Source organism: Nakamurella flavida (assembly GCF_030811475.1).
GTDB classification, from domain to species: Bacteria; Actinomycetota; Actinomycetes; order Mycobacteriales; family Nakamurellaceae; genus Nakamurella; species Nakamurella flavida.
Map to the genome: position 1 here is coordinate 3,211,344 of NZ_JAUSQV010000001.1, position 26,846 is coordinate 3,238,189.

A 26,846-nucleotide genomic window follows, 5' to 3' on the forward strand; every position below is an offset into this window, starting at 1 on the left:
CGGACGGTGGCGGAATGTCACGCAACGCCCACTCCGGTCGTCCGGTTCCCCCGGCTCGGTGAACGCAGGGTGAACCTTGACTGCCTCTGGCCTCCCGGGCTTTCCTCCTGGGTGTTCCAGGCGGTAGAAGTAAGCGCCCGGAACGTCCCGGCGGCTCGTGTCCGGCCGCCGACGCCGATGTCGGGGCGGGTCCGTGCAGACCCTCTTCTTTCCCGGGACACTCTCCACCTCCCCGGCGTCTCCGCGCCCGGGTACCCCTGCGCGCAGAAAGAGACTTCGTGGACACCACGTTGTTCATCGTCTCGCTGGTGGTCATCACCGCCCTGGTGTTCGACTTCACCAACGGATTCCACGACAGCGCGAACGCGATGGCCACCTCGGTGGCCACCGGGGCGCTCAAGCCCAAGGTCGCCGTCCTCATCGCCGCCGTGCTGAACGTGGCCGGGGCCTTCCTGTCCACCGAGGTGGCCAAGACCATCTCCGGCGGCATCGTCGACGACGCGAAGGTGACACCGCTGATGGTGTTCGCCGGTCTGGTCGGCGCCATCGTCTGGAATCTGCTGACCTGGCTGCTGGGGATGCCCTCGAGCTCCTCCCACGCCCTGTTCGGTGGGTTGATCGGCGCCGTGCTGATCGGCGCCGGCGCCTCCGGTGTCCACTTCGGCACGGTGATCTCCAAGATCCTGCTGCCCGCCGTGGTCGCCCCGGTGGTCGCCGGGATCGCCGCCGCCCTGGCCACCTTCCTGGCCTACAAGATCGCCGCCCAGCGGGCCGACAAGCGCGCCGAGGCCGGCTTCCGGCACGGCCAGACGGTGTCCGCGTCCCTGGTCGCCCTGGCCCACGGCACCTCGGACGGGCAGAAGACGATGGGTGTCATCACCCTGGTGCTGATCACCGCCGGCTACCAGGCCAGCGGCAGCGGCCCGCAGTTCTGGGTGATCCTCACCGCCGGCCTGGCCATCGGACTGGGCACCTACTCCGGCGGCTGGCGCATCATGCGGACGATGGGCAAGGGCATCGTGGACATCCAGTCCCCGCAGGGCTTCGCCGCCGAGACCTCCTCGGCCGCCGCGATTCTCGCCTCCTCCCACCTGGGCTTCGGGCTCTCCACCACCCAGGTCACCTCCGGTTCGATCATCGGGACGGGCATCGGCCGCAAGCTCGCCGAGGTGCGCTGGACCGTGGCCCGCAAGATGGCCTACGCCTGGCTGCTGACCCTCCCGGCCGCCGCGCTGGTCGGTGCGGCCGCAGCATTCGTCGCGGACAAGGGGACCTGGGGCCTGATCGTGGTCGTCCTCGCGCTGGCTGCCGCGATCTTCACCATCTGGAAGTTCTCCCGCCGCAACCCGGTGGACGCCTCGAACGTGAACGACCACCACGAGGTGTCGGTCAACGCGAGCGACACCGCCCGTACGCCGGCCTCGGTCTGATCCCCCGGAAGACAGGACACCGCACATGAAGATCGACTGGGCATCGCTCGGCCTCGTGGCCGTCGTCACCATCGTGGCTGCCGCCCTGGTGGTCGGCATCTACTCCCTCGGCGTCGCCGCCCTGTCCACCGCGGACGCGCAGGGCGGTCGGGGTGCCGGGCGGGCCGCCAACCGGCCGTTGGGCTACGCGTGCATGACGGTCTCGGCGCTGATCGTGGCCTATGGCATCTACCTGATCGTCCCGGCATTCCACTGAAACATCTCTCTCCCGAGCCACCGCCGCTCCACGCCGAAGGGCCCCGACCGTCACGGTCGGGGCCCTTCGTCCGTCGGTGATCGTGTTGAGCCTGTCGCTCTCCGTGAGTGGGATACTCGGGTGGGGGCCTGTCACTGGCGTCGGAACACCGCAGATCGTGACGCTGTGTGCCACATTGCCGAAATGTGACGTGTCTACCAGTAGCCGCAGTGGCGGACCCTCGGGGCGTTTCACCCCGTTAACGCGGTAGACGCAGGCGAGAAGAAGACCGCTGGCGCGGATCTGACCGATGTTCTCGTTCACCTCCCGTTCACCAGACCCCGGCCGTCCGGTCACCGTGCCCTCCTAGCTTTCCCATCTGACGGGTTGACGTGAACGCCCGTTGCCTGCCGGGGATCGTGCATCCCCGACCGATCCGATGGAGGACAACCAGAGTGAAGACGAGATGGATGAGGGCTCCGCTGCTCCTCGCAGTGGTGACCACCGGGGCACTCACCCTGGCCGCCTGTGGCAGTGACAACAACGCCGCGCCGGCGACCTCGGCCGCCAGTTCCGCCGCGAGCTCGGCCGCCTCGGCCGGGAGCTCCGCGATGAGCTCGGCTTCCGGGTCCGCGAGCAGCTCTGCCGCGATGAGCAGCTCGGGTTCTTCGAGCTCGGCCGCCGGCTCCACCGCCGGTGGCGCCGCGCTGACCTTCGAGGGCGCCGGCTTCACCTGCGCCGAGGGCACCCTGCGCTCCTCGGGCTCCACCGCCCAGGGCAAGGTCATGGAGCAGTGGATCGCCGACTACAACTCCCTGTGCAACGCCGAGATCAACGCCTACGGCGGCGGCGGCTCCGGCAAGGGCATCCAGGACTTCACCGGTAACCAGGTCGACTTCGCCGGCTCGGACTCCGCGCTCAAGGAGGACCAGGCCGCTGCGGCCAAGGACTCCCGCTGTGCCGGCAACACCGCGATCGACCTGCCGATGGTCACCGGGCCGATCGCCCTGGCCTACAACGTGTCCGGTGTCAGCGATCTGACCCTGACCCCGGCCGTGCTGGCCGGGATCTTCAACGGCTCCATCACCAGCTGGGACGCCCCGGAGATCGCCGAGATCAACTCCGGTGTCACCCTGCCGGCGCTGGCCATCCAGGCCGTGCACCGCGCCGAGGACTCCGGCACCACGGAGAACTTCACCAAGTACCTCAAGGCCGCGGCGCCCGACGCCTGGACCTTCGACGCCGCCAAGGCGTGGGCCGCTCCGGGTGGCGTCGCCGCCCAGGGCAGTGACGGCGTCTCCAAGCAGGTCGCCGGCACCGACGGTTCCATCGGTTATGTCGAGTGGGGTTACGCCGTCGACGACGGCCTGAACGTCGCCAAGATCGACAACGGCGCCGGCGCGGTCGAGCTGACCGCCGAGTCCGCGGGTGCCGCGGTGGCCGCGGCCGAGGTCACCGGGACCGCTCCCGACCTCGCCCTCAAGCTCGATTACGCGACCCAGGAGTCCGGGGTCTACCCGATCGTCCTGGTCACCTACGAGATCGTGTGCTCCGCCGGCAACGGTGACAACGCCGCGATCCTGAAGTCCTTCCTGGGGTACACCGCCACCGACGGTCAGGCCGTGCTGACCGACCTGGGCGCCGCTCCGCTGCCCAGCGAGATCCAGACGCAGGTCGTCGAGGCCGTGTCCTCCCTGAGCTGACCCGACCGGCCCCACCCGCACAGCACGACGCGGGTGGGGCCGTTCCCCGGTCCGGCCACGCAGGTGGCCGGACCGGTGCTCCGGATCTCCGGAACGAGATTTCACCGCGGTGCGGGCCCCGATGCCCCACCATCTACTCCATGACCGCAGCCCCACCCGTCGCTCGCAACGAGGAGACATGGCGAACACCCCCGGGAAGGCGTCGATGACCGACGACAACGGTCGGCCCGACCCCGACCAGGCCGAGGCCGAGGCCGAGCTCCATCGCGCCGCGCAGGCGCACGAGACCGAGGCCACCGACGCGGTCGCCTCCCGCCTGGCCGCCACCGCAGGCGGTCACGGACCCGTGGCTGGAGCTGCGGCAGGCGGCACGACGCCGCCGGTCGTCCTCGACCGGCCCGGACAGCGGTCGGCCGACGGGTCCGGGCGCAGCACCATCACCGGGTCCTCCGTCCGGATCGGCGACAAGGTCTTCCAGGGCCTGGCGGCCGGGTCCGGCGGCATCCTGCTGGTGGTGATGGCGGCCATCGCGGTGTTCCTGGTGTGGAAGGCGATCCCGGCCTTCACCGACAACGAGGGCAACATCTTCACCACGCAGACCTGGAACCCGCAGGCCAGCCCGCCGGTGTTCGGCATGGCCGCGCTGTTCTTCGGCACCGTGGTCTCCGCGTTCATCGCCATGCTCATCGGCGTCCCGATCGCCATCGGCATCGCGCTCTTCATCTCCCACTACGCCCGCCGCCGGGCGGCCACCGCGCTGGGCGCGGTGATCGACCTGCTCGCCGCCGTGCCGTCCCTGGTGTTCGGCATGTGGGGTCTGTACTTCCTCATCCCGCAGACCCAGGGCTTCCAGAAGTGGCTCAGCGACTACTTCGGCTGGCTGCCCTTCTTCGACAACCAGACCGCCACGACGGCCGGTCAGTACGGCAAGTCCCTGCTGATCGCCGGCATCATCCTGGCCATCATGATCATCCCGATCGTCTCGGCGGTCAGCCGCGAGGTGTTCCTGCAGGTCCCGCGGGACACCATCGACGCGGCCTGGGCGCTGGGCGCGACCAAGTGGGAGATGATCCGCACCGCCGTCCTGCCCTTCGGCCGCGCGGGCATGATCTCGGCCGCCATGCTGGGCCTGGGCCGCGCCCTGGGCGAGACCATCGCGGTCGCCCTGGTGCTCAACTCCGGGTTCCGCATCAACTGGCACCTGACCGAACCGGGCGGCGACACGTTCGCGTCGACCATCGCCCTGAAGTTCGGTGAGGCGGGCGGCAGTCCCGTCGCCATCGCCGCACTGATCGCCGCCGGCCTGTTCCTCTTCGTCATCACCCTGGTGGTCAACTCCGCCGCCCGCATCGTGATCGCCCGACGCAAGGAGTTCACGTCATGAGCCGCCCCACCTCGACCCTGCAGCGCGAGGCCGGGGGCAAGCCGGTCACCTCCGACCTGGTGGGTGCGCGGATCCCGAACTGGGCCCCGTACGCGGCCGGTGGGGTCGCGGTGGTGCTCGCCCTGGGCATCCGCACCCTGCTCAGCTGGACCGGGTGGGGCACCGCCTTCTTCACCGCCGCCGCCCTGTTCATCATCGTGCTCACCGGGTGGTCGTTCTCGGTCGAGGGCCGCCGTCGGGCCAAGGACCGCTTCGCCTCCACCCTGATCTGCAGCTCGTTCGTGGCCGCGCTGGTCCCGCTGGTGCTGATCCTGAGCTACATCACCGTCAAGGGCGTCACCGTCTTCAACAGCGACTTCTTCTTCAAGTCGATGAACGGGGTGACCAGCCGCCGCGAGGGCGGCGGGCTCTACCACGCCCTCATCGGCACGCTGGAGATCGTCGCCCTGGCCGCCGTGATCGCCCTGCCCATCGGCATCTTCACCGCCATCTACCTCGTCGAGTACGGCCGGGGCGCGTTCGCCAAGGCGGTGACCTTCTTCGTCGACGTGATGACCGGGGTGCCGTCCATCGTGGCCGGTCTGTTCGTCTACACCTTCCTGCTGCTCGGATTCGGGATGCGCCCGTTCGGTGCGGCGGGCGCGATCGCGCTGGCCATCCTGATGGTGCCGGTGGCGGTCCGCTCCTCGGAGGAGATGCTCAAGCTCGTCCCGCGCGACCTGCGGGAGGCGTCCTACGCGCTCGGTGTGCCGAAGTGGCGCACGGTGCTCAAGGTCGTGCTGCCCACCGCGCTGTCCGGGTTGATCACCTCCGCGCTGCTGGCCGTCGCCCGCGTCACCGGCGAGACCGCCCCGCTGATCCTCCTCGTCGGCTACACCAGCCGGATCAACAACGATCCGTTCTCCGGTGACCAGGCCACCCTGCCGATGATGGTGTGGGACCAGCTCGGCAAGCGGGCCGGCACCACGTCCAACGACCTCACCGAAGCCCGCGCCTGGGGCGCGGCGCTGACCCTGGTGCTGCTCGTGCTGATCCTGAACATCGGCGCGCGACTGCTGGCCCGGGCCTTCCAGCCCAAGGCGCGCTGATGCGCGGCCCCGCACCCCTGACCCTGATCGCCTCCACACCCGCAGTCGCAGAAGGAATCTGACATGGCCAAGCGCATCGACGTCGAGGACCTGAACGTCTACTACAGCGACTTCCTGGCCGTGGAGGGCGCGTCGGTCAACATCGCCCCCAACACGGTGACCGCCTTCATCGGCCCGTCCGGCTGCGGCAAGTCGACCTTCCTGCGGACGCTCAACCGCATGCACGAGGTCATCCCGGGTGGCCGCGTCCAGGGCAAGGTCATGCTCGACGGCGAGGATCTGTACGGCCCGGGTGTCGACCCGGTGAACGTGCGGCGCACCGTCGGCATGGTGTTCCAGAAGGCGAACCCGTTCCCGACGATGTCGATCTACGACAACGTCATCGCCGGGTACAAGATCGCCGGCACCCGCAAGAACAAGCGCGAGCTGGACGACATCGTCGAGCGATCGCTGGTCGGCGCGAACCTGTGGGAGGAGGTCAAGCAGCGGCTCAACCGGCCGGGTGCGGGCCTGTCCGGCGGGCAGCAGCAGCGGCTGTGCATCGCCCGGGCCATCGCCGTGGAGCCCGAGGTCCTCCTCATGGACGAGCCCTGCTCGGCCCTGGACCCCATCTCCACGCTGGCCATCGAGGATCTGATCAGCGAGCTGAAGTCGAGCTACACGATCGTCATCGTCACCCACAACATGCAGCAGGCCGCCCGGGTCTCCGACCGGACCGCCTTCTTCAACCTGGCCGGCGTGGGCCAGCCGGGCCGCATGGTCGAGTACGACGAGACGGCGAAGATCTTCTCCAACCCGTCGCAGAAGGCGACCGAGGACTACATCTCCGGCCGCTTCGGCTGAGCCGGAACGCTCGCCCGACGACCGGGCGCATCACCACCACCGCAGCGGGGGACGGGCCGAGAGGTCCGTCCCCCGCTGTGTTCCTGCCTGCCCGCGCTCCGGGCCGGTTCGTCGCGCGGTGTTCATCCGTGCGGCGTTGATCGCCACCTCGGCGGGTCGCACCCTGGGGCGGCGCCCGGTGCGACGCGGCCGCCCGACACCCCGCCACGGCCTGCGCCCCCATCCGCGGAACGACTGGAGAACTCCCGATGACCGACACCCTGCCCGGCCCGACCGGACTCGACCGCTTCACCGACCTGTCGGGCTTCCGCGCCTTCGAGGTCGACTTCGACGAGGACCGCAGTGACGACCCCGTGCTGCTGGGCCCGGACGGCAAGCCCGTGCTGACCTGGCGGGAGGACTACCCGTACGACGAGCTGATGACTCGGCACGAGTACGAGTCGACCAAGCGGGCGCTGCAGATCGAGCTGCTCAAGCTCCAGCGGTGGATCAAGGACACCGGCCAGCGCGTGGTCCTGCTCTTCGAGGGCCGGGACGCCGCCGGCAAGGGCGGCACCATCAAGCGTTTCACCGAGCACCTCAACCCCCGTGGGGCGCGGGTGGTGGCGCTGGACAAGCCCTCCGAGCGGGAACTGGGGCAGTGGTACTTCCAGCGGTACGTGGCCCACCTGCCCACCGCGGGGGAGATGGTCCTGTTCGACCGGTCCTGGTACAACCGCGCCGGGGTCGAGCGGGTGATGGGCTACTGCACGCGGCTGCAGTACCTGGACTTCATGCGTCAGGCGCCGGAGTTCGAGCGGATGCTCGTCGACAGCGGCACCCACCTGATCAAGCTGTGGTTCTCGGTGACGCAGGCCGAGCAACGCACCCGGTTCGTCATCCGGCAGATCGACCCGGTGCGGCAGTGGAAGCTCAGTCCGACCGACCTGGCCTCGCTCGACCGGTGGGACGACTACACCGCGGCCAAGGAGGCGATGTTCTTCTCCACCGACACCCCCTACGCCCCGTGGACGGTGATCAAGAGCAACGACAAGAAGCGGGCCCGCATCAACGCCATCCGGCACGTGCTGGCCACGCTCGACTACGCCGACAAGGACAGGGATCTCGTCGGCCGGCCCGACCCGTTGATCGTCGGCTCGGGGGCCGACTCGGTCGAGGCGGGACCGAGCGCACAGTGGGCGCACCCGGGGAGGTGAGCCCCCGGCCGGTCCGCGGCGGGGGAGTCCGGGCCGGTCCGGTCCTGCGGACCGGCCCGTCGGACGGTGGGCCACCAGGCCGGTGGTCGCATCGGCCGGGCTCTCCCGGTACCGGCGATCGGACGTCCGGTGAAGGCCCACCAGGCGCGTTGCCATCTCGTCACACCATCTCCTGCACGCGACCCCCGCCGTGAGGATGGCGAAGACGATCGACGGCGTGGTGAACGGCGCGTGGACGCGGGGCGGTCGGCCGGCGAGGTCTCACTCGTCGAGCACCCGCGGCGTCCAGACCAGTCATGCACCGACTCTGGTCGCCCCGCAGGGTGACGGCATCTGCGTCGGGAATCGGCACGGTGCGCATTGCGCCCCGGGCCGCGTCGGAGCCGCTCGGGGTCGCGTCAGCCGGTCGGTGCGGGCCGGTACACCCAGCGATGCGTGTCGTCGGAGATCTCCCCGCGGCGGTACTGCACGGTGACGACCTTGGCGTCGGTGTGGTTGTCGACCTGCACCATGACGCTCGCCGCCGGCAGACGGGTCTCCGTCGAGTCCGGTGCGACCCGGATCTGCCGGCCGTTCGCCGGACCACCCTGCACGTCGCAGAGGATCGGTTCGTTGCTCTCCACCGGGTTGTCCCATTCGCTCCCAGTGATCGTGACCGTGGGCAAGCTACAGCCCCGAGGTGAACGACCACGCCACCCGAACGGACGCAGGACGGGGCCCCGGGTCAGTGCTGGGTGACCGAGAACGCGCTGCTGAAAGCGGACCCGTCGTACCCGCCGGGCGGTGCGGCCAGACCGAACATGGGCCCGACGGTGGGGGCGATGTCCATCGTGCAGACCCGTTGCTCGACCACCCGACCACGGCGGACGGCCGGATGGCCGCCGGCGACGAGGAACGGGATGGGCTCGGTCGCCGGGTGCCCGTGGTTCCCCGGTATGGGGTTGGACAGGGGCGTCGGGTCGGTGAACCGCCAGCCCGGCCGGCAGTACGCGACCAGATCACCGGCCCGGGCGCCGAGCCGCAGCTCGGCCGGGGTCCGCACGGACAGCACGCCCGGGTGCGCCGTGACGAGCCGGCGTATGTCCGCGAGTGCCGCCGGACGGGAGGCCGACGACCCCAACCAGTACAGGAGATCCGCCCCGCCGTTCTGGGCGATCCGGACCCCGGCCTGCAGGTCGGGGCGGGCCTGCAGGATCTGGTTCACCGAGATGAAGCTGTCGGGCCGCGACCAGTCCATCGAGTGGTCGGCCAGCACCAGCAGCACCGAGCGCTCCCAGCGCCCGGTCGCCTGCAGGTGGTCGACGAACCGGCCGACCTGGGTGTCGGTGTTCAGCAGGGCCGCCGTGCGCGCCGCCGTCACGGTGGTCCCGGTGACATCGCTGTGCCCGACCCGGTCGGTGTCCCCGAGGTTGACGAAGACCAGATCCGGATCGACCCCGTCGACCATGGCGAGGAGCGCGTTCGTGGTCGCGACATCCGGGGCGTGCTCGGTGATCGGCAGGAGCGGGAACGGCTCCCAGCGGGTGGTGGCCCGGGTACCGAAGATGCCGAACAGATCCTTCTTGGACAGCACGGACCCGGTCGTCCGGCCCGTCGCCGCCACCCGGTCGAGCAGGGTCGGGAACTGCAGGTCGGACGGGCGATCCAGGTCACGGACCACGTTCTCGGCGCGGTCGAACACCGCATTGGCCGGGACGCCGGACCGGTCGGGCCGCACCCCGGTCATCATCATGACGTGGTTCGGGATGGTCTCCATGACCGGGAGCGAACGGGCGTTCGGGAACCAGGTGCCCTCCGTGCGCAGTCGGTGCAACCGGGGGGTGAACACCGGGCCGATCTCGTCGGGCCGGGTGCCGTCGACGACCACCACGTACACCCGGAGCCCGCCGGCGACCCCGGCCGCGGCGGCCGGGGTCGCGGTGGAGAACAGCACCGCCGCCCCGCCGAGCGCAGCGGCGCGGAAGAAGTTGCGCCGCAGCGGATCTCGCGGACCGGGTTCGCCGGTTGCGTCGTGTGCGGGTGTCTGCGGGGTCGTCGACATGTTCTCAGCCCTGTCCGGGACGCCGGGCCGGGCGCGGGTCGTCGCGTCGGGCGCCGAGCTGGGCGACGGGCCCGGTGACCCGGCGGGAACCCTTGAGCGACACGTACGACGTCTCGTACCCGACGGTGGCGTTCGGATCGAGGCGGGGGTCGACGGCCAGGCCCTTGTCGCCGTTGCTGCGGATGGAGAAATAGTCGGTCTGCACCCGCTCCGGGGTGACGTCCAGGACGGCGAACCCGTGTCCGATGCCCTCCAGGAAACGCACCCACGGGTTGACCGTCTGGAACGCGGCGGTGGCGCCCTGGGCGGCGGCCGCCGACCCCAGCGCCTCCTTGAAACCGTTGCTGGTCACCGAGGGGCAGACGAACTCCACGCCGACCGAGTTCCGGTCAACCGGGTAGGTCGTGGTGTCCCGAGGTAGGTCGTTGGCCCACGAGGAGTGGATGTCCCCGGTGAGCACGACCGGGTTCGTGGTCGCCCGTCCCATGGCGGCCAGCAGGGTGGCCTGGTCGGCCTGGTACCCGTCCCACTGGTCGGCGTTGAACACCTGGCCGGGGAGGACCCCGGTGCGGGGGACGGCGTAGACCTTGGCGAAGACGGTCTGGTTGCCGATGAGATGCCAGCACTTGCGAGACTTCTCGACCCCGGCGGTCAGCCAGGCCAGCTGGTCCGGTTCGGGCAGATGCCGCTTCGGGTCGGCCAGCGCCGGGTTGACCAGCCCGTTCGCCGTGGTGGGGACCTGCTGGCTGCGGTTCTGCCGGGTCTCGATGACCGACAGGTCGGCCAGATCGCCGAAGCTGAAACGTCGGAAGAACTGTCGCCCCCGGTGCGGCTGGGGCTGGTACTGCTCGGGCAGCCCGGATCGGCATCCACTCGATGTAGGCCTGGAAGGCCCGGGCCCGGCGGGCCAGGAAATCGCCCTCGGCCCGCACCCCGGCCGGCTCCCCGGGGCCGGTGTACGACGTGTCCGGGTCGTCCTGGGCTTCGTGGTTCTCCGCGCCGGTCGCGTAGGCGTCGTTGGCGATCTCGTGGTCGTCGAAGATGACGATCCAGGGGTGCCGACGGTGCGCGGCCTGGGCGTCGGGATCGGTCTTGTAGAGCGCGTGGCGCATGCGGTAGTCGGCCAGCGAGACCATCTCGGTCTCGGGCTTGTGGTCGCGGACGCCGATGAGGCCGGCCGGGCCGTACCGGTCGCCGGAGCCGGCGACCCCGGTCTCGCCCGGGTCGTTGCCGTACTCGTACACGTAGTCGCCGAGGTGCAGGATCGCATCGAGGTCGTCCCGGGCGGCCAGGCCCCGGTAGGCGGTGAAGAAGCCGCCGGTGTAGTTGCTGCAGGACACGAAGGCCAGCCGGAGTGCGTGGGTCACCCCCGCCTCGTCCGGCGCGGTCTGCGTCCGTCCCACCGGAGAGGTGGCCCCGCAACCGGAGAACCGGAAGAAGTACCGGGTGTAGGGGGTGAGCCTGTCGACCACGACCTTGACGGTGTGGTCCCGGGCGGCGCTGGTGGGTGTCGTGCCCCGCCGCAGCACGGTGGTGTCATCGCGGCGAGGGAGAAGGCAGCGGCGGTGGCGGCCCCGCCCTTGAGCAGAGTGCGGCGGGGGATGCCGGCCTGGGGGTTCATCGGGCAAGCCTGCCCAGCACACACATCCGGATGACCACCACTGGGTGAACCCCCGGCGGCGGCGTCACCAAGGATGCCCCGCATCGTCCTGGCGGGTCCCTCCGACGGGGCACAGGCTCGACGCGGTTGGCGTTCGACGGGGAACGACCAAGGCTCGGGAGCAGTGTCCTGCCCGGCTCACCGGGACAAAACGCAACCCCTGGTTAATGTCCGACCACCGCGCGTCACCAGATCCACGGGTTCACCCTGGACGCGGCTGACGATCGAGCGGCAATGCCGACAGCGGGGTGGACGATGGTCAACGCATCTCCGACGAGCGCGCCAGGAACAGACGCCGAAGCCGAGATCGTCCGGCTCCAGGCTCTCCGCGAACTGCGCCTGATCGACGCCGCCCCGCAGGAGCGCCTGGAGCGGATCACCCGCATGGCGTCCACGGTGTTCGGCATGCCGATGGCGGCGGTGTCCCTGGTCGGTGCCGACCGGCAGTTCGCGGTGTCCCAGCGGGGCCCCGCCGACCTCAACGTCACCCGCGAGGAATCGTTCTGCGCGCACACCATGCAGCAGGAGGACGCGATGGTGATCGAGGATGCATTGGCCGACACCCGGTTCGAGCACAACTCTCTGGTCACCGGGGACCCCCACCTGCGGTTCTACGCCGGCTACCCGCTGACCGTCGGTACCGGACAACGAGTCGGTGCGCTGTGCGTCCTGGACACCACACCGCGCACCTTCTCTCCGCAGCAGGCCGCGCTGCTGCAGGAGATGGCCCACTGGGTGGAACGCGAACTGGCCGCGGTCGAGGATCACGACCTCGCCACCGCCACCCAACGAGCCGCCGGTCCGGCCGAGGCCCCCTGGCTGCCCGGTTACGACAACGGCGTGCTCAGTGTCCCGTCGGTGGGCCTGCGCGGCGACTTCGTCCACTGGCGGTCGCTCCCGGGAACCCTGGAGATCACCCTGGGCGATCTGATGGCCACCGGTTCGGCGGCCGGGTTGAACGCCGCCATGATCGGCGCCACGGTGGCCGCCCTGAGCCTTCGGGGAGAACTCGCCGACCTGGTCGGCGACACCACTGTCCTGGTCGAGGACCAGCTCGAGCGCACCGGGTCCTACGCAACCGTCTTCCACGGCCGGATCCACCGCGACGGCCAGATCTCCTTCGTCGATGCCGGTCTCGGCACGGCACTGATCGTGCGAGCCGCCGGCGGCCACGAACACCTGGGGACCCCGGACCTGCCGCTGGGAGTGCTGCCCGGTTCGACCGCACGGATCCGCACTGCCCATCTGGACCCGGGGGACACGTTGCTGGTGTTCACCGACGGGGTGCTGCAGCTCTGGGACGGATCGATGGGGCACCTCGCCGAACTGGCCGACCTCTTCCGCGGCTCGGACACCATCGCCGGTGCTCTGGCCGAGGTGGAACTGATGGGCCGGGACCGGGCACCCGGGAAGGCCCTCACCGTCTTGGCCACGCGGCGCCTCCCGGCCGCTTGACCGGTTGACGGCCGGTGACCCGCTCACCCGGTGACCGGGGTGGGTCTCGGACCCGGAGACATGACCGTCCTCCGCGGGATGATCGGGCAGGACCTGCTCACGCCCGGGCCGGTCGCACGGGCCGGTCCACCCGGTAGATGTAGTGGAGCGGGTCGTCCACCGGGTTGTCCGGTTCCATGGCTCCCTCGGCAATCCGCCGCAGGCCCGCCTTCTCCAGCGCCCGCCACGACGCGACATTCGCGGCCACCACAGCCACGAGCACGGCGGAGGCGGCGGGGTGGTCGTCCCAGGTGCGCTCGACGGCCATCGCGATGATCCGCGGCCCGAGTCCACGACCCCGCAGCGACGGATCGCCGATGAGGTAGTCGAGCTCGACGGCCCCGTCCGGCACGTCGACGATCGCCGCGAACTCGGCGACTTCTCCCGGGTAGTCGCTGATCACCGAGCGCTGCAGCAGCCCGACAGCGAGTCCGTCGAGCGACACGACGAGGTCCTCGCCGGGCTCCTCACCCCGCACGCTCCCGCCGAAGTCCCGCTCCACGGCTTCCGCGGTGTACTCGTGGTTCCACCACCGCGCCACCTGCGGATCGCGCAGCCAGCCGGCCAGCAGCGGAAGGTCGGCAGCGGTCAGCGGTTGCCAGGTGATGGAACCCGCTGTCGTGCCCACTCGGGCATCGTAGGGAACCAGGTGTGTCGCAAGCCGAGACCCTGGTCGGTGTGCGGGCAGGTGACGGAGCTCGGTGCCGCCCTGCCGAGAGCGGCACGTCCTCGGGTCACCTCGCTCTGCCCGAGGTGGGTGGGCGAGGACAACCAGCACGACCCCGGACGCCGGCCCGGACCGAGGGGGACCTGCAGCGCCGTTCCGCAGCCGGCAGACACCCGACCGGCGCCGCTCAGGGCAGCAGATCCCCGACGGGAACGGTGCCGGCCACCACGGCGTCGGCCAGTTGCTCCAGGGTGAGATCGGCGGCGAAGGCGTGCGCCCGGAGTGCGGCCAGGGCGTCGGGGAAGGAGATGCTGCGGGCCTGGGTCAGCATGCCCATGGCGATGTTGACCAGGTGCCGACCTCCGGCGTCCCCGGTGGTCACCTCGTTCTCGATCGTCCGGACGTGCCGGGGGTCGCTGAGGGCGGCGCTGACCTGCTCGGCGACGAGCACGGCATCACCCACCGGGACGGTGAGACACCCGGCGGGGCCGGTGAAGTAGACGTCCATCGTCCCGACGCCGGCGACGGGGGCGGAGAAGATGGACCGGAAGGGCGTCTCGATCAGCAGTCGCCCGGCGAAGATCGGCCAGGTGTGCGTCATCACCGCTTCGGTGGCCATGATCGGGTCCGCGGTGGTCTCGGCCTCCAGGCAGGGTCCCTCACCGGTGGTGAACTGCAGGCGTTCGGCCAGGGCGGCGGGCTCGCTGCTGGACCCCAGGGGGACCCGGAGCCCGTCCCCGGAGGACAGGCTGAGGCCGGCGCCATCGGAGTGCAGGACGGCCGCGATGGCCCAGGACAGCCGGGTGGCGAGCAGGGCCGGATCGCCCCACTGCGGGTGGCGGTCGATCGCCGAGTCGGCGGCAGCCCGGAACGCATCGACGACATCCATCAGACCACTTCGATCCCTGTCGCAGGGTCGACCCGGCGGGGCGTGGTCCTGGGAGAATTTACTCCTCTGAACGGTACACCTCCGCGGCGCCACCCATCCGGTTCTCGAGAAAGCCTGTGCGACGGGGAGTTCGAACCCGCCGTGGCGGTGACGTCTCTGTGGGGGAAATCGCGCCCCACCGATTCGGCCATCGTCCGGCGGAGCCAGCGGTTCACCTGCCGTCCAGACGTGGTCCCACGGACGGTCACCGCCGCGGCATCCGGATGGCGGAACGTGCCGGGAATGTTCACTCCGGAGTGCTCCTGATGTCCCGTTCCCGTCGCACCCCGTACGGGGTCGCCGCCCTCGCCGCCGCGAGCGCCCTGCTGCTGACCGCCTGTGGGTCCTCGACCACCGGGTCCGCGGCGGCCACCTCGGCGGCCACCTCCGCGGCCGCGTCGTCGATGGCCGCCACCACCTCGGCCGCGTCCGGCTCGGCCGGCTCGAGCTCGACCACCGCCTCCGGCAGCGGCTCCGCCGCGTCGGGTGACGCCGCCACCGCCACGTCGGTCGCCGATTTCGGCGGCATGGACGGGCTGGTCGCCGCGGCCACCGCCGAGGGCGCGTTGAACGTCATCGCGCTGCCGCCGGACTGGGCCAACTACGGCGAGATCATCCAACTGTTCCAGGACACCTACCCCGGGATCACCGTCGAGTCGCAGCAGCCCGACGCCTCCTCCGCCCAGGAGATCCAGGCGGCGCAGGCCAACCAGGGCACCGACAAGGCCCCCGACGTCTTCGACCTCGGCCCGGCCGTCGCCGCCGAGAACGTCGCCTCGTTCGCCCCGTACAAGGTGGCCACGTTCGACTCCATCCCCGAGGGCAACAAGGACCCCGACGGCAAGTGGGTCAACGACTACACCGGCCTGATGACGGTCGGGTACAACGCCACCAAGTACGGCGAGATCACCTCGCTGGATCAGCTGTCCGATCCGAAGTTCGCCGATGCGGTGGCCCTGAACGGCAACCCGACGGAGGCGGGCGCCGCGTTCAACGGTGTCGTCATGGCCGCGTTGGCCTCGGGCGGCAGCGCCGACGACATCAGCGCGGGCGTGTCCTGGTTCAGCAAGCTCAAGGAGTCCGGCTCGTTCCTGCCGCTGGATCCCACCCCGGCCACCGTGCTCTCCGGGCAGACCGGCGTCGTCTTCGACTGGTCGTACAACCAGCTCGGGTACACCAAGGCGCTGGCCGACGAGGACATCGAGTGGAAGACATTCATCCCCTCCGGTGCCGCGCTCGGTTCGTACTACGTGCAGGCCATCAATGCCGACGCCCCGCACCCGGCCGCAGCCCGGCTGTGGCAGGAGTTCCTGTACTCGCCCGCGGCGCAGAACCTCTGGGTCAAGGGCGGCGCCAAGCCCGTCCTGTACGACACCATGGTCGCCGACGGCACTCTCGACCAGTCGGTCGCGGCGAACCTGCCGACCGCCGACGGTGAGCTGACCACGTTGACCCCGGCCCAGACCACCGCGGCGAACGACGTGCTGACGGCCCAGTGGGCCACCGCGATGGGGAGCTGATCCCCCTCCGTCATGGATGTCGCGACCCCTGTCCCCGCCGGCGGCCTCGCACCGCTCGGTGTCGCGTCGACCGACCCGGCTCCCCCCGTGCGGGGGAGCCGGGTCCGGGCCGGCGCGCTGCTGCCCACGGTGCCGTTCTTCGCCTACCTGGCCCTGTTCCTCCTGCTGCCCACGGTTCTCGTCGCCGTCGGCGCCTTCCGGGGACCGGACGGGTTCACCCTGGCCAACTTCCGCGAGATGGGTTCCGCGTCGGTCCGTGACGCGTTCGTGCAGTCCATCGCGTTGTCGGCGATCACCGCCGTCATCGGCGCGGTGGTCGGCGGCGTCGTGGCCGTGGTGCTGGCCGCCGGGGCCGACGGGGTGCTGCGCCGGGTCGTGGTCGCCGCCTGCTCGGTGCTGGCCCAGTTCGGCGGGGTGATGCTGGCCTTCGCCTTCATCGCCACCGTCGGCACCACCGGGCTCGTCACCACCCTGTTGGCCGACGTCGGCGTCGCCTCCACCGGGGGATGGCTGTACGAGTTCCCCGGCCTGGTGCTGGTCTACACGTACTTCCAGATCCCCCTCATGGTCATCGTCTTCCTGCCCGCGGCGCAGGGCCTGCGCCCGCAGTGGCGGGAGGCCACCGAGAGTCTCGGCGGCACGGGATGGGTGTTCTGGCGTCGGGTCGGCGGCCCGCTGCTGGCGCCGGCGTTCCTCGGGTCGGCGCTGCTGCTGTTCGCCAACGCCTTCTCGGCCTACGCCACGGCGGCCGCCCTCATCACGCAGTACAACACCCTGGTGCCGCTGCAGATCCGCGGCGCCCTGATCAGCGACGTCAACCTCGGTCAGGGCAATCTGGCCAGTGCCCTGGCCCTGGGCATGGTCGTCGTGGTCGCCGTCGTCATGGCCGGGTATGCCTGGTTGGGCCGGCGCAGCGCGCGGTGGTTGCGATGACGACCGCGACCGACCGCTCACCCGCGGCCGCCCGCCCGTCCCCGACGCCCCCCGGGACCGGCCGTCGGCGGCTCGGCCGTCGCGGTCGGGCGGCACTGCTGCGCTGGGCGGTTCTCACCCCGGTGCTGGCGTTCTTCCTCATCCCGCTGATCGCGATGCTCGACTTCTCCACCCGCACTCTCGGTGGGAAGCGGACGGGCAAGGCGTGGGCGGCGCTGGTCGATCCGGAGCAGCTCTCCAGCCGCTACCGGCCGTTGTGGGACGGCCTGCTGTCCTCCGCGGTGCTCGTCGTGCTGACCGTCGTCCTGATGGCGGTGCTGTTGGTGCCCACCATGATCTGGGTGCGCATGCGGGTGCCGGGACTGCGTCGCACCATGGAGTTCCTCTGCCTGCTGCCGCTGACCATCCCGGCGATCGTGCTGGTCGTCGGGCTGGCCCCGATCTACCGCGGGGTGTCGGAAGTGCTGTCGACGTCGGCGATCTGGCTGTGCTTCGCCTACGTGATCCTGGTGCTGCCGTTCGCCTACCGGTCGTTGGACGCGGGGCTGGCGGCCATCGACGTGACCACCCTCTCGGAGGCGGCCCGCAGTCTGGGCGCCGGCTGGTGGACGTTGGTGTGGCGGGTGATCCTGCCCAATCTGCGGGGCGCGTTGCTGGCCGCCTCGTTCCTGTCGGTGGCCCTGGTGCTGGGCGAGTTCACCGTCGCGTCGCTGCTCAGCCGCAACAACCTGCAGACCGGCATCTACACCGTGTCGCAGGCCGAACCCCGGTTGGCGACCGCCATCGCCCTGCTCGCCCTCGTCCTGGTCTTCGTGCTGCTGCTCGGCCTCTCGCTGATCAGCGGACGCCGCCGGCCGGGCCGTACCGCATCCCGCAAGGAGTCCTGAATGGTCCAGCAGCTCGACACGTCCGCCCCCGACAAGCGTTCGGCTGCAGCTCATGTCGCGGCCCCGACCGGAGTCCCGGTCGAGCTGCGCGGTCTGCGCCGGCGGTTCGGCTCCGTGCAGGCGCTCGCCGGGCTCGACCTCGACCTGGCCCCCGGCGAGCTGGTGGTGCTGCTCGGCCCGTCCGGCTGCGGCAAGACCACGGCCCTGCGCGCCCTGGCCGGACTCGAGGACGTCGACGAGGGCACCCTGCGGGTGGCCGGGCTGGACCTCACCGGGGTGCCGGCCGCCAAGCGGGACATGGGCATGGTGTTCCAGGCCTACTCGCTGTTCCCGCACATGACCGCGCGGGAGAACGTCGAGTTCGGGTTGCGGCTGCGCGGGCAGGGCCGCGCCGAACGTCGGCGGGCGGCCGAGGAACACCTCGAACTGGTGGGGTTGGGTTCGGCCGCCGGCCGGTACGCCCACCAGCTGTCCGGCGGTCAGCAGCAGCGGGTCGCGTTGGCGCGGGCGCTGGCCATCCGGCCGCGGGTGCTGCTGCTCGACGAGCCGTTGTCCGCGCTGGACGCGCAGGTCCGGGTGCAGCTGCGGGAGGAGATCCGGCGCATCCAGTCCGAGGTCGGCATCACCACCCTGTTCGTCACCCACGACCAGGAGGAGGCGCTGGCCGTCGCCGACCGGGTCGGCGTCATGCGGGACGGCCGGCTCGAGCAGATCGACACCCCGGACGCGATCTACACCCGCCCGGCGACGCCGTTCGTGGCGTCGTTCATCGGGATCAGCAACAGCGTCCCGGGTGTCGCCGACGCCGGATACGTCCAGGTGCTGGGCCGCTCGGTGCCGCTGCTCCCCGGCTCGGCGGTCGACGGTCGGGTGCGCGTGCTGTTGCGACCCGAGTCGATCCACCTGGTACCCACCGCTCCCGGGGCACCCGCCGGGCCGGGGGACGGTGTGGTGGTCTCGACCAGTTTCCTGGGCGCGTTCGGTCGCACCCGGGTCGAGCTCGGCGACGGGCTCGTCCTCACGGTGCACATCTCGTCGGACCGGGCCCGCCACCTGGGTCCGGGTACCTCGGTGACCGCGTCCCCCGATTCCGTGGCGGCACTGGCGGTCCCGGCCTGACGTGGCCCGGACACACGACAGCCCGGCACCCGACCCTCACGGGTCGTGGTGCCGGGCTGTCGGCGTTCGGTACGGGTGGGTCAGCGCTCGGGCGCGGTCAGGGCGGGAGTGGTGTCCCCGCCGACGTTCTCGCCGGTGACCAGGAAGATGACGCGGCGGGCCACGGCGACCGCGTGGTCGGCGAAGCGCTCGTAGAAGCGGACCAGCAGCGAGATGTCGACGGCGGCGGCGACGCCGTGGCTCCAGGTGGGGGAGAGCATGGCCGCGAACATCTGCCGCTGCAGATCGTCCATGAGCTCGTCCTCCTGCTCGAGGCGGCGGGCGAGCTCGACGTCCCGGGTGCGCAGCACGACGCCGGCCTGGTCGGCCAGGTGCACGCCGACCGAGCCCATCCGCTCGATGATGGGGCGCAGCTGGGCCGGGATGACCGGGGCCGGGTGACGGCGGCGGGCCGCCTTGGCGACGTGGATGGCCAGGGCGCCCATGCGCTGCAGGTCGGCGACGATCCACAGGGCGGACACGACGGTGCGCAGGTCGGACGCGACGGGCGACTGCAGGGCCAGCAGCTCCATGGCGTGCGTCTCGGCGATCGCGCGCATCTCGTCGAGCTGCACATCGGAGGCGATGACGGCCTCGGCGAGGCTGAGATCGGTGTCCAGCATCGCCTTGGTCGCATCGCGGAGACAATTGCTCGCGATGTCACACATCTTCGAGCCGTTGTCCCCGAGATAGGAGAGGCTGATCTGGTAGGCCTGGCGCATGGACAGAGCTTACCGATGTAAGTCTGGCCAGGTCACGGGTCGCCGTGAACTCCGGGTGAACGGCCAGGGGCCACCGGGGTCCGGGCCGGACGGCGGGCCGGTGCGATCGACCGGTGCGTACCGTCGTTCCGATGACCGACCAGCACACCCTGCAGGACCCGACGAAGCTCTACGCCGACCGGAAGCCGAGCGAGCAGTACCTCGAGGGCGCCGGCACGGACGCCGAGATGGCGCAGAACGTCCCCGCCGACCACGGTGAGGACTCCTACCGGGGCTCCGGGCGGCTGAAGGGTCGCAAGGCGCTCGTCACCGGCGGTGATTCCGGCATCGGTGCGGCCGTCGCCATCGCCTTCGCCCGGGAGGGCGCCGACGTCGCGATCTCCTACCTCGCGGAGGAGGAGGTGGACGCGCAGCGCATCGTCGGTCTCATCGAGGCGGCCGGACGCACGGCCGTGGCCCTGCCCGGCGACATCACGTCCAAGGAATGGTGCGAGGAGCTCGTGGCCAAGGCCGTCGAGGGCCTGGGCGGGCTCGACATCCTGGTGAACAACGCCGGCAAGCAGCAGAACGTCGACTCGATCCTCGACCTAGACGACGACGAGTTCGACGAGACGTTCAAGACCAACGTCTACGCGACCTTCCGGATCACCAAGGCAGCCGTGCCGCACCTGGTGCCCGGCTCCACGATCATCAACACCACCTCGATCCAGGCCTACGCACCGTCGCCGGGTCTGGTGCACTACGCGGCGACCAAGGCGACGGTGAACAACCTGGCCAAGGGCCTCGCGGCGCAGCTCGCCCCGAAGGGCATCCGGGTGAACGCCGTCGCGCCCGGGCCGATCTGGACCCCGCTGCAGCCGGCGGGCGGGCAGAAGCCCGAGGCCCTGCCGAGCGTCGGGGAGCAGACCTACCTCGGACGCTGGGGGCAGCCGGCCGAGCTCGCACCGGCGTACGTGTTCCTGGCCAGCGGTGAGTCGTCGTACGTGGTGGGCGAGACCCTGCACGTCGATGGGGGCATGCCGACCCCGTGATCGCGGTGCGGGGGGCCGACGGCATCCGCCGTCGGCCCCTGCGCGGGGCTCGGGCCGGGCAGCGGCCCTACGCGCAGAGGGCCTGCCCGGCGTTGACCGACGGCAGGTCCGTCGAACCCAGCGTGGAGGCGTCTCCGGACGGGGCGGCCCCGGTGCTCGCGAGGTCGTCCGTGCCGGTCGGAGCGGCCGCCGTGGTGATCCAGGTCGGGGTGTCCGCACCGACCGACACCGGCTGGGCGGCACCGTCCCACGAGGAGCCGACGATCAGACGCACCGGCACGGCCAGTCCGGGCACCTCGACGAGTCCGGCCCCCTCGAGGCTGGCGGCCACGGTGAGCGCCGCGTCCTGCTGACCGGTGGCGTACTCCACGACGAGGTCGGACTGCTCGGTGTCCTGCACGCGCAGATCGTCCTCGGTCACGGCGAAGCCGACGTCGTTCAGGGCGGTCATCATCGCGGTGGCCACCCCGGTGCGTCCGGTCGCGTTGACGACCTGGACGGCGACGTCGGCCGGGTCCGTGGTGATCGTGGACGGCAGTGCGGGGGTGTCGGGAGTGGACGGCGCCGGGATGGTCGACGGATCGGCCGGGGTGGTGGCGACCGGCTGCTCGCCGGGCAGCGGCTGGTCGTTGAGCAGGGCCGAGAACACGGCCGGGGCCTTGCTGTCGTCGACCTCCAGTGCCCCGGACTCACGGGTGCTGGGCACGGTGGGCAGTGTGTAGAAGGTGACCTTGGCCGGATCGAGATTTCCGAACGACTGGGCCAGGGTGACGAGGTTGTCGAGGGTGACGTTGTCGGTGAAGGTGTTGTCGGTGAAGGCCTGCAGGAACGCGTTCAGCTTCGCCGGGTTCAGCAGAGTCCCGGCCGCGGTGACCTGCTTGAGGATCGCGGACAGCACGACCTGCTGGCGGCGGATCCGGGACAGGTCGGAGTCGTTGTCGCCGATCACCTTCCGGGCCCGGACCAGGCTGAGGGCCTGATCGCCGTGGATGGTCTGCACGCCGCCGGCCGCCACCACCGTCTGCAGTTCGGCGTCGACGATCGGGCCGCAGATGTTGACGGAGATCCCGCCGAGGGCGTCGACCATGTTCTTGAACCCGGCGAAGTCGATGCCGATGACCCGGTCGATGCGCAGCCCGGTCAGCGCCTGCACGGCGCGCACGGTGCACTGCGGCCCGCCGACCGAGAACGCCGAGTTGATGTGCCAGCGGGTGCCCTCGCTGACCGGCTCGATCCGGTCGTTGAGCTCACCGGTCTGGCTGTTCCAGGTGTTGCAGGTGGGGGCCGGGATCATCGTGTCCCGCGGGATGGACAGCACGGTGATGTGCCGATCGCTGCTGATGTGCGCGAGCATCAGGCTGTCGGAGTTGGCGACGCCGTCCTCGGTGGTCGAATCCGAGTTGCCGGAGTCGGCGTTGGCCCCGGCCCGGGTGTCCGAGCCCAAGAGCAGGATGTTCTCCGCCGGGAAGGACGGGACCGCCTCGCCGTCGCTGGTGGAGGTACCGCCGCCCGGGGCGGCCGTCGCGGTGGACAGGTGGGTGTCGTCCGAGACGATCGCGCTGATTCGATTGTCGGCCAATCCGGAGTCGAACCGGGAGGTGATGAACCACTCCACCCCGGTGACCAGCAGGACCAGGACGGAGAACAGCGCGACGACGGTGTGTCCGGCCATCCAGCCGCCCCGGTGGGCGTGCGGACCGCGGGAGGGGGCGGGGTCGAGGGACCCTGGCTGCCCAGCACTGGCCGGCCCGTCGGTCACGTCGTCTCCTTGCGTCGGCGGAACCCGGTACCGGGCTCGGATCGGGCCTCCACGCGCACCGGGTCGCGACGGTGGGGCGTCGGACGGGGGAGCGGGCACGAGCATCCGGGCCGGGGGGCCGATCCAGGACAGTCAGCGCACCCCCATGATACGGACGGTGCCCATTCGGCGGCCGTCAAGCCCCTGAACTGCGGTTGCCGCAACAGGCCGGTCACGCAGCGTCAGATGTGATCAGCGTCGGTCAGCGGTGGTTCATGGCTCGGTCAGCCGAGGCACAGCGGGGCCAGTCGGGCGGTGCCATCGACGAGACCGACGTGCAGGACGGTGATCTCGGTGGTCGACAGGGCCCCGTCGGCATACACCCGGACCAGGGTCGGCACGGCGACCGCCGTGCCCGGCAGGCTGTGGCCCTCGGCGTCGGTGAAACCCGGGGCTGCCGTCACCGCTCCGAGCACCGGTTGGAACCGCACCGTCCGTGTCGCCGCGGGACAGCGGTCCAGGGCCGGGCGGCCGGCCGGGTCGGTGACCGAGGCCAGGGCGGCGCGTTGCGCCGCCGCGGACCCCGTCGCCGCATTGACCACGTCCAGGGCGGCGGTGATCTCCACGGATCCGATCGGTGTGACCGGGGCGGACGGCGGGGGATCCGCACACGCGCCGAGGACCAGCACCGAGGCGGCCAGCACCGGCGCGGCCAGGCCGGGCACGGCGCCGCTCCACCGGACGGGTCGGCGCCACGTCATGCTCAGCCGCCGCCGGCGTCCAGTTCGGCCCCCTCGGGCACGGCCAGGCTGTCCGGGTCGTCCAACCAGCCCTCGGGCAGGTGGACCTTGGCCTGGGGGGAACCCTGCCGTCCGCGGGGCCCGTCGGCGGCGGCCGGGAAGGGCTGGTCGAGATCGAGGCGGGCCAACAGCTCGTCGAGGCCGGCCAGGCTCGAGATCATGCCCAGCTCACGGCGTACCTCGGACGGGGCCGCGAAACCCTTGAGGTACCAGGCGATGTGCTTGCGCAGATCGCGCATCCCGCGGTCCTCGCCCATCTCCGCGGCCAGCAGCTCGGCGTGCCGACGCAGCGTGCCCGCCACGGAGCGCAGATCCGGGGCCGCCGGGGCGGGGCGGCCGTCGAACGCGGCGGCCAGTTCGGCGAAGAGCCAGGGCCGGCCCTGGCAGCCCCGACCGACGACGACGCCGTCACAACCGGTGCGCGCCATCATGTCCAGGGCGTCGGACGCGGCGAAGATGTCGCCGTTGCCGAGCACGGGGACCTCGGTGACGGCCTCCTTCAACCGGGCGATGGCCGACCAGTCGGCGGTACCGGAGTAGTGCTGGATCGCGGTGCGCCCGTGCAGCGCGACGGCGGCCACCCCGCAGTCCTGGGCGATGCGCCCGGCGTCGAGGTAGGTGATGTGGTCGTCGTCGATGCCGATCCGCATCTTCACGGTGACGGGGACGTCGCCGGCCTCCTGCACCGCGCGGCGGACGATCTCGGTGAACAGGCGCCGCTTCCACGGCAGGGCCGAGCCGCCGCCCTTGCGGGTCACCTTGGGGACGGGGCAGCCGAAGTTCAGGTCGATGTGGTCGGCGAGGTCCTCCTGGACGACCATCCGGACGGCCGCGGCCACCACGTCGGGATCCACGCCGTAGAGCTGCAGCGAGCGCGGGTGCTCCTCCGGTTCGAACCGGATCATCTCCATCGTCTTCGCGCTGCGACCGAGCAGGGCCCGGGTGGTGATCATCTCGCAGACGTAGAGCCCGGCGCCGAACTCGCGGCACAGGCGGCGGAACGAGGCGTTGGTGATGCCGGCCATCGGGGCCAGGACCACCGGCGGCCAGACCTTGTACGGGCCGACCGTCAACGGGGCCGCCTGCGCGCCGGCCGGGGGCCCGGCCGCGGGGGTCGGATCGGTCGTCGGGTCGAGGGTCGCCAGATCGGTCACGTCCACCATTGTCCCGCCTCCGGTGGCCGGGCGACTCCATCCCGGGACCCGGGCGGTCGCCGCAGGTCAGGTGAACAGGGTGGGCAGGCACCGGTCGAACCGGTTGCTGACACCGGTCTGACCGGTTACGGTTCGGGAGTCGCCGACCGGCGGCAGTGCGGGCAGGTCGCCACGGTCGTGGTCGGGACTGCCCCCCACGAGAGGACCCCCGTCATGGCCCTGCCCCCCGCAGCACCCCCGGCGGTCGACGAGGCGGTGCTGGACGACCTCCGGGCCCGGCTGGCCGCCTTCCGTGCCGTTCCCCTCCCCGCCGGTCACGGCTGGTCCCGCGGGGTCGATCCGGGCTATCTGACCGAGCTCGTCACGTGGTGGCGGGACGAGTACGACTGGCGCGCTGCGGAGCGGACGGTGCGCGAACTGCCCTGGGCGGTCGCCGGTGTCGGGGACTCCGCGGTCCGGGCGGTGCTCCGGACGGGATCGACCCCGGGCCTGCCCGTGCTGTTCCTGCACGGTTGGCCGGACTCGGTGCTCAGATTCACCCGGGTGCTCGCCGGGTCCGCCGATCTCACCGCGGTCGTGCCGGCGCTCCCCGGCTACCCGTTCGCCGCACCCACCCGACCGGTCGGGATGTCGGCGGCGGACACGGCCCATCTGCTGGCCGCGGCCATGACGGAGTGGGGCTTCCCGCGGTTCGTGGTCTCCGCCGGTGACGTCGGCTGCGATGTCGCCGAGGTGCTGGCCGCGGAGTACCCGGAGCGGGTGGCGGCGCTGCACCTGACCGATGTCTCCCAGCACCACTTCCTGCGCGACGGCCTCGCCGACGACGCCACCGACGAGGAGCGCGCCTACCTGGCCCGGGGGCAGGACTGGCAGCGCCGCGAGGGCGGCTACTCCCACGAGCAGTCGACCAGACCGCAGACCCTGGCTGTCGGGCTCGGGGACTCCCCGGCCGGTCTGGCCGCGTGGATCGTGGACAAGCTGCGGAGCTGGAGCGACTGCGGGGGTGACGTGGAATCGGTCTTCCCCCGGGAGGACCTGCTGACCTGGGTCACCGCGTACTGGGTGAGCGGCGCCATCGGCACCTCGTTCACCCCGTACGTGGATCAGGTCGTGCGGCCGGACCGCTTCCCGCCGCCGGCGGTGTTCACCGTCTTCCCGCGGGACCTGGTCAACGCCCCCCGCGCGTTCGCCGAGCGGATGTTCGACGTCCGCGCGTGGACCGAGCACGAGCACGGCGGTCATTTCGCGGCCTGGGAATGCCCGCAGGACTACCTGGCCGGGGTCCGTGCCGCGGTGGCGCTGGCCGGCGGGTCGACAAATGTCTGAGCGGCGTGCGGTCGCGGGCGGCACCGTCGTCCCCCTCTCCCGCCCGTTCCAGGGCTACCGGCTGGCCCACGAACGGGCCGGGAGCGGGCCGGCCGTCGTGCTGCTGCACGGCTGGCCCGGGGATCGGCACGACTTCGCCGCGGTCGTCCCGCTGCTCGCCGACCGGGCCACGGTCATCACCCCGGACCTGCGGGGCTTCGGGGAGTCCGACTTCCACGACGGTGCGGACGTCCGGGCGTTCTCGGTGGAGGCGCAGGCCGCCGGGGTGCTCGATCTGCTGGACGAGCTGGGTGTCGAACGGGCGGTGGTCGGCGGGTACGACATCGGCAGCCGGATCGGCCAGCAGCTGGCGGCCCTGGCGCCGCACCGGGTGGCCGCGCTGGTGCTGACCCCACCGTTGCCCGGCGCGGGGGACCGGCTGCTCGCGGCACCGGTGCAGCGGGAGTTCTGGTACCAGGTGCTGCACCGGTTGGATCTGGCCGACCGGCTCTTCGACGGGCAGCCCGCCGCGGTCGCCGCCTACCTGGAGCACATCTGGACGCACTGGTCCGGACCCGGCCATCCGGTGCCCGCGGAGGATCTGCGGCGTCTGGTCGAGCTGTACTCCCGGCCGGGGGCCTTCACCGCCTCGATCGCCTGGTACCGATCGCGTCCCCATCCGTCCACGGTCCGGCCCGAGGAGCCGCCGCCCTCCGCCGAGCGGCCGGCGATCCCGGTCGAGGCGCTCTGGCCGGAGTTCGATCCGTTGTTCCCGAGCGCCTGGGCAGACCGGCTGGACGAGTGGTAAGCCGACGTCCGGCTGACCCGGCTCCCCGGCATCGGCCACTTCGTGCCGCGGGAGGCGCCGGGAGCGTTCGCCGCCGCGATCGGCCGAGTGCTGGACGGCCCCGATCTCCCGGACGTCCCGG

Annotated in this window: 24 protein-coding genes and 1 pseudogene; 15 read left to right on the plus strand and 10 right to left on the minus strand. The window is 71.3% G+C overall.

Annotation, left to right across the window (positions count from 1 at the left end; all coding sequences use genetic code 11):
- The first annotated feature begins 278 nt into the window (after positions 1-278).
- The 7 genes from J2S58_RS14200 to ppk2 all read left to right on the plus strand — a co-directional run bounded on the left by J2S58_RS14200 (position 279) and on the right by ppk2 (position 7,879).
- A complete protein-coding gene (locus J2S58_RS14200; protein ID WP_205257789.1) occupies positions 279-1,430 on the plus strand; it encodes an inorganic phosphate transporter in 1,152 nt (383 codons plus the stop codon).
- 25 nt (positions 1,431-1,455) lie between these two features.
- Complete coding sequence (locus J2S58_RS14205; RefSeq protein WP_205257790.1) at positions 1,456-1,686, plus strand: hypothetical protein; 231 nt, start codon at positions 1,456-1,458, stop codon at positions 1,684-1,686.
- Positions 1,687-2,135: 449 nt separating this feature from the next.
- Entirely contained in the window at positions 2,136-3,368 is a 1,233-nt protein-coding gene (gene pstS / locus J2S58_RS14210) for a phosphate ABC transporter substrate-binding protein PstS (protein ID WP_205257791.1), read from the plus strand.
- Positions 3,369-3,546: 178 nt separating this feature from the next.
- Entirely contained in the window at positions 3,547-4,752 is a 1,206-nt protein-coding gene (gene pstC, locus J2S58_RS14215; protein WP_240189238.1) for a phosphate ABC transporter permease subunit PstC, read from the plus strand.
- Positions 4,749-5,840: a phosphate ABC transporter permease PstA gene (gene pstA, locus J2S58_RS14220; RefSeq protein WP_205257792.1), complete on the plus strand. Its 1,092-nt coding sequence runs from the start codon at positions 4,749-4,751 to the stop codon at positions 5,838-5,840. Before pstC ends, pstA begins: the two co-directional genes overlap by 4 nt.
- 63 nt (positions 5,841-5,903) lie before the next feature.
- On the plus strand, positions 5,904-6,683 hold the full coding sequence (gene pstB, locus J2S58_RS14225; RefSeq protein WP_205257793.1) for a phosphate ABC transporter ATP-binding protein PstB: 780 nt from the start codon (positions 5,904-5,906) through the stop codon (positions 6,681-6,683).
- 248 nt (positions 6,684-6,931) lie between these two features.
- Positions 6,932-7,879 carry a polyphosphate kinase 2 gene (gene ppk2, locus J2S58_RS14230; RefSeq protein ID WP_205257794.1) on the plus strand — a complete coding sequence of 316 codons (948 nt, stop codon included), beginning with the start codon at positions 6,932-6,934 and terminating at the stop codon, positions 7,877-7,879.
- A 398-nt stretch (positions 7,880-8,277) separates the two neighbouring features.
- On the opposite strand, the gene J2S58_RS14235 is transcribed toward ppk2, so the two are convergent.
- From J2S58_RS14235 to J2S58_RS19220, 4 genes and pseudogenes are all read right to left on the minus strand, one after another.
- Positions 8,278-8,502, minus strand: coding sequence for a hypothetical protein (locus J2S58_RS14235; protein ID WP_306828650.1), 225 nt, complete (start codon positions 8,500-8,502; stop codon positions 8,278-8,280).
- Positions 8,503-8,603: 101 nt separating this feature from the next.
- On the minus strand, positions 8,604-9,920 hold the full coding sequence (locus J2S58_RS14240) for an alkaline phosphatase family protein (protein ID WP_205257796.1): 1,317 nt from the start codon (positions 9,918-9,920) through the stop codon (positions 8,604-8,606).
- A 4-nt stretch (positions 9,921-9,924) separates the two neighbouring features.
- Positions 9,925-10,836, minus strand: coding sequence for an alkaline phosphatase D family protein (locus J2S58_RS14245; protein WP_344470531.1), 912 nt, complete (start codon positions 10,834-10,836; stop codon positions 9,925-9,927).
- A pseudogene (locus J2S58_RS19220) lies at positions 10,781-11,563 on the minus strand (alkaline phosphatase D family protein); the annotation flags it as partial. The pseudogene J2S58_RS19220 and the gene J2S58_RS14245, both read right to left, overlap by 56 nt.
- A gap of 272 nt (positions 11,564-11,835) precedes the next feature.
- On the opposite strand from J2S58_RS19220, the gene J2S58_RS14250 reads away from it, so the two are divergent.
- The gene (locus J2S58_RS14250; RefSeq protein ID WP_205257798.1) at positions 11,836-13,035 is read left to right on the plus strand and encodes a PP2C family protein-serine/threonine phosphatase; all 1,200 of its coding nucleotides are present in this window, start codon (positions 11,836-11,838) and stop codon (positions 13,033-13,035) included.
- A gap of 97 nt (positions 13,036-13,132) precedes the next feature.
- On the opposite strand, the gene J2S58_RS14255 is transcribed toward J2S58_RS14250, so the two are convergent.
- Positions 13,133-13,702 carry a GNAT family N-acetyltransferase gene (locus J2S58_RS14255; protein WP_306828653.1) on the minus strand — a complete coding sequence of 190 codons (570 nt, stop codon included), beginning with the start codon at positions 13,700-13,702 and terminating at the stop codon, positions 13,133-13,135.
- A gap of 226 nt (positions 13,703-13,928) precedes the next feature.
- Complete coding sequence (locus J2S58_RS14260) at positions 13,929-14,630, minus strand: hypothetical protein (RefSeq protein WP_205257799.1); 702 nt, start codon at positions 14,628-14,630, stop codon at positions 13,929-13,931.
- A gap of 305 nt (positions 14,631-14,935) precedes the next feature.
- On the opposite strand from J2S58_RS14260, the gene J2S58_RS14265 reads away from it, so the two are divergent.
- From J2S58_RS14265 to J2S58_RS14280, 4 genes are read left to right on the plus strand one after another with little or no spacing between them, the layout of a single operon-like run.
- On the plus strand, positions 14,936-16,189 hold the full coding sequence (locus tag J2S58_RS14265; RefSeq protein WP_240189239.1) for an ABC transporter substrate-binding protein: 1,254 nt from the start codon (positions 14,936-14,938) through the stop codon (positions 16,187-16,189).
- 12 nt (positions 16,190-16,201) lie between these two features.
- Entirely contained in the window at positions 16,202-17,122 is a 921-nt protein-coding gene (locus J2S58_RS14270) for an ABC transporter permease (protein ID WP_205257800.1), read from the plus strand.
- Complete coding sequence (locus J2S58_RS14275; protein WP_205257801.1) at positions 17,119-18,009, plus strand: ABC transporter permease; 891 nt, start codon at positions 17,119-17,121, stop codon at positions 18,007-18,009. The genes J2S58_RS14270 and J2S58_RS14275 overlap by 4 nt, the downstream gene beginning before the upstream one ends.
- Positions 18,010-19,128 (plus strand): ABC transporter ATP-binding protein, encoded by a 1,119-nt coding sequence (locus J2S58_RS14280; protein WP_205257802.1) that lies wholly within the window; start codon positions 18,010-18,012, stop codon positions 19,126-19,128. It abuts the gene before it with no gap.
- 80 nt (positions 19,129-19,208) lie between these two features.
- Here J2S58_RS14280 and phoU read toward each other — a convergent pair whose 3' ends face one another.
- Entirely contained in the window at positions 19,209-19,889 is a 681-nt protein-coding gene (gene phoU, locus J2S58_RS14285; RefSeq protein ID WP_205257803.1) for a phosphate signaling complex protein PhoU, read from the minus strand.
- A 131-nt stretch (positions 19,890-20,020) separates the two neighbouring features.
- Here phoU and J2S58_RS14290 point away from each other — a divergent pair, with 131 nt between their 5' ends.
- Positions 20,021-20,920: an SDR family oxidoreductase gene (locus J2S58_RS14290; RefSeq protein ID WP_205257804.1), complete on the plus strand. Its 900-nt coding sequence runs from the start codon at positions 20,021-20,023 to the stop codon at positions 20,918-20,920.
- A 67-nt stretch (positions 20,921-20,987) separates the two neighbouring features.
- Here J2S58_RS14290 and J2S58_RS14295 read toward each other — a convergent pair whose 3' ends face one another.
- The 3 genes from J2S58_RS14295 to dusB all read right to left on the minus strand — a co-directional run bounded on the left by J2S58_RS14295 (position 20,988) and on the right by dusB (position 24,621).
- Entirely contained in the window at positions 20,988-22,679 is a 1,692-nt protein-coding gene (locus tag J2S58_RS14295) for an LCP family protein (RefSeq protein WP_205257805.1), read from the minus strand.
- Positions 22,680-22,942: 263 nt separating this feature from the next.
- Positions 22,943-23,383 carry a hypothetical protein gene (locus J2S58_RS14300; protein WP_205257806.1) on the minus strand — a complete coding sequence of 147 codons (441 nt, stop codon included), beginning with the start codon at positions 23,381-23,383 and terminating at the stop codon, positions 22,943-22,945.
- Positions 23,384-23,421: 38 nt separating this feature from the next.
- Positions 23,422-24,621 carry a tRNA dihydrouridine synthase DusB gene (dusB, locus tag J2S58_RS14305; RefSeq protein WP_205257807.1) on the minus strand — a complete coding sequence of 400 codons (1,200 nt, stop codon included), beginning with the start codon at positions 24,619-24,621 and terminating at the stop codon, positions 23,422-23,424.
- A 204-nt stretch (positions 24,622-24,825) separates the two neighbouring features.
- Between dusB and J2S58_RS14310 the strand changes: the two genes are divergently transcribed.
- Both J2S58_RS14310 and J2S58_RS14315 read left to right on the plus strand, forming a co-directional pair.
- Complete coding sequence (locus J2S58_RS14310) at positions 24,826-25,938, plus strand: epoxide hydrolase family protein (protein ID WP_205257808.1); 1,113 nt, start codon at positions 24,826-24,828, stop codon at positions 25,936-25,938.
- Positions 25,931-26,725 (plus strand): alpha/beta hydrolase, encoded by a 795-nt coding sequence (locus tag J2S58_RS14315; protein WP_205257809.1) that lies wholly within the window; start codon positions 25,931-25,933, stop codon positions 26,723-26,725. Before J2S58_RS14310 ends, J2S58_RS14315 begins: the two co-directional genes overlap by 8 nt.
- The last annotated feature ends 121 nt before the right edge of the window (positions 26,726-26,846 follow it).

Excerpts from the sequence above, each read along its gene's own strand:
- J2S58_RS14260 (WP_205257799.1), bottom strand. The coding sequence starts at position 14,630 with ATGGATGTCGTCGATGCGTTCCGGGCTGCCGCCGACTCGGCGATCGAC.
- ppk2 (WP_205257794.1), top strand. The coding sequence starts at position 6,932 with ATGACCGACACCCTGCCCGGCCCGACCGGACTCGACCGCTTCACCGAC.
- J2S58_RS14290 (WP_205257804.1), top strand. The coding sequence starts at position 20,021 with ATGACCGACCAGCACACCCTGCAGGACCCGACGAAGCTCTACGCCGAC.
- J2S58_RS14265 (WP_240189239.1), top strand. The coding sequence starts at position 14,936 with ATGTCCCGTTCCCGTCGCACCCCGTACGGGGTCGCCGCCCTCGCCGCC.
- dusB (WP_205257807.1), bottom strand. The coding sequence starts at position 24,621 with ATGGTGGACGTGACCGATCTGGCGACCCTCGACCCGACGACCGATCCG.
- J2S58_RS14280 (WP_205257802.1), top strand. The coding sequence starts at position 18,010 with ATGGTCCAGCAGCTCGACACGTCCGCCCCCGACAAGCGTTCGGCTGCA.
- phoU (WP_205257803.1), bottom strand. The coding sequence starts at position 19,889 with ATGCGCCAGGCCTACCAGATCAGCCTCTCCTATCTCGGGGACAACGGC.
- J2S58_RS14240 (WP_205257796.1), bottom strand. The coding sequence starts at position 9,920 with ATGTCGACGACCCCGCAGACACCCGCACACGACGCAACCGGCGAACCC.
- J2S58_RS14310 (WP_205257808.1), top strand. The coding sequence starts at position 24,826 with ATGGCCCTGCCCCCCGCAGCACCCCCGGCGGTCGACGAGGCGGTGCTG.
- J2S58_RS14270 (WP_205257800.1), top strand. The coding sequence starts at position 16,202 with ATGGATGTCGCGACCCCTGTCCCCGCCGGCGGCCTCGCACCGCTCGGT.
- pstC (WP_240189238.1), top strand. The coding sequence starts at position 3,547 with ATGGCGAACACCCCCGGGAAGGCGTCGATGACCGACGACAACGGTCGG.
- J2S58_RS14250 (WP_205257798.1), top strand. The coding sequence starts at position 11,836 with ATGGTCAACGCATCTCCGACGAGCGCGCCAGGAACAGACGCCGAAGCC.
- pstA (WP_205257792.1), top strand. The coding sequence starts at position 4,749 with ATGAGCCGCCCCACCTCGACCCTGCAGCGCGAGGCCGGGGGCAAGCCG.
- J2S58_RS14315 (WP_205257809.1), top strand. The coding sequence starts at position 25,931 with ATGTCTGAGCGGCGTGCGGTCGCGGGCGGCACCGTCGTCCCCCTCTCC.
- pstS (WP_205257791.1), top strand. The coding sequence starts at position 2,136 with ATGAGGGCTCCGCTGCTCCTCGCAGTGGTGACCACCGGGGCACTCACC.
- pstB (WP_205257793.1), top strand. The coding sequence starts at position 5,904 with ATGGCCAAGCGCATCGACGTCGAGGACCTGAACGTCTACTACAGCGAC.
- J2S58_RS14205 (WP_205257790.1), top strand. The coding sequence starts at position 1,456 with ATGAAGATCGACTGGGCATCGCTCGGCCTCGTGGCCGTCGTCACCATC.
- J2S58_RS14275 (WP_205257801.1), top strand. The coding sequence starts at position 17,119 with ATGACGACCGCGACCGACCGCTCACCCGCGGCCGCCCGCCCGTCCCCG.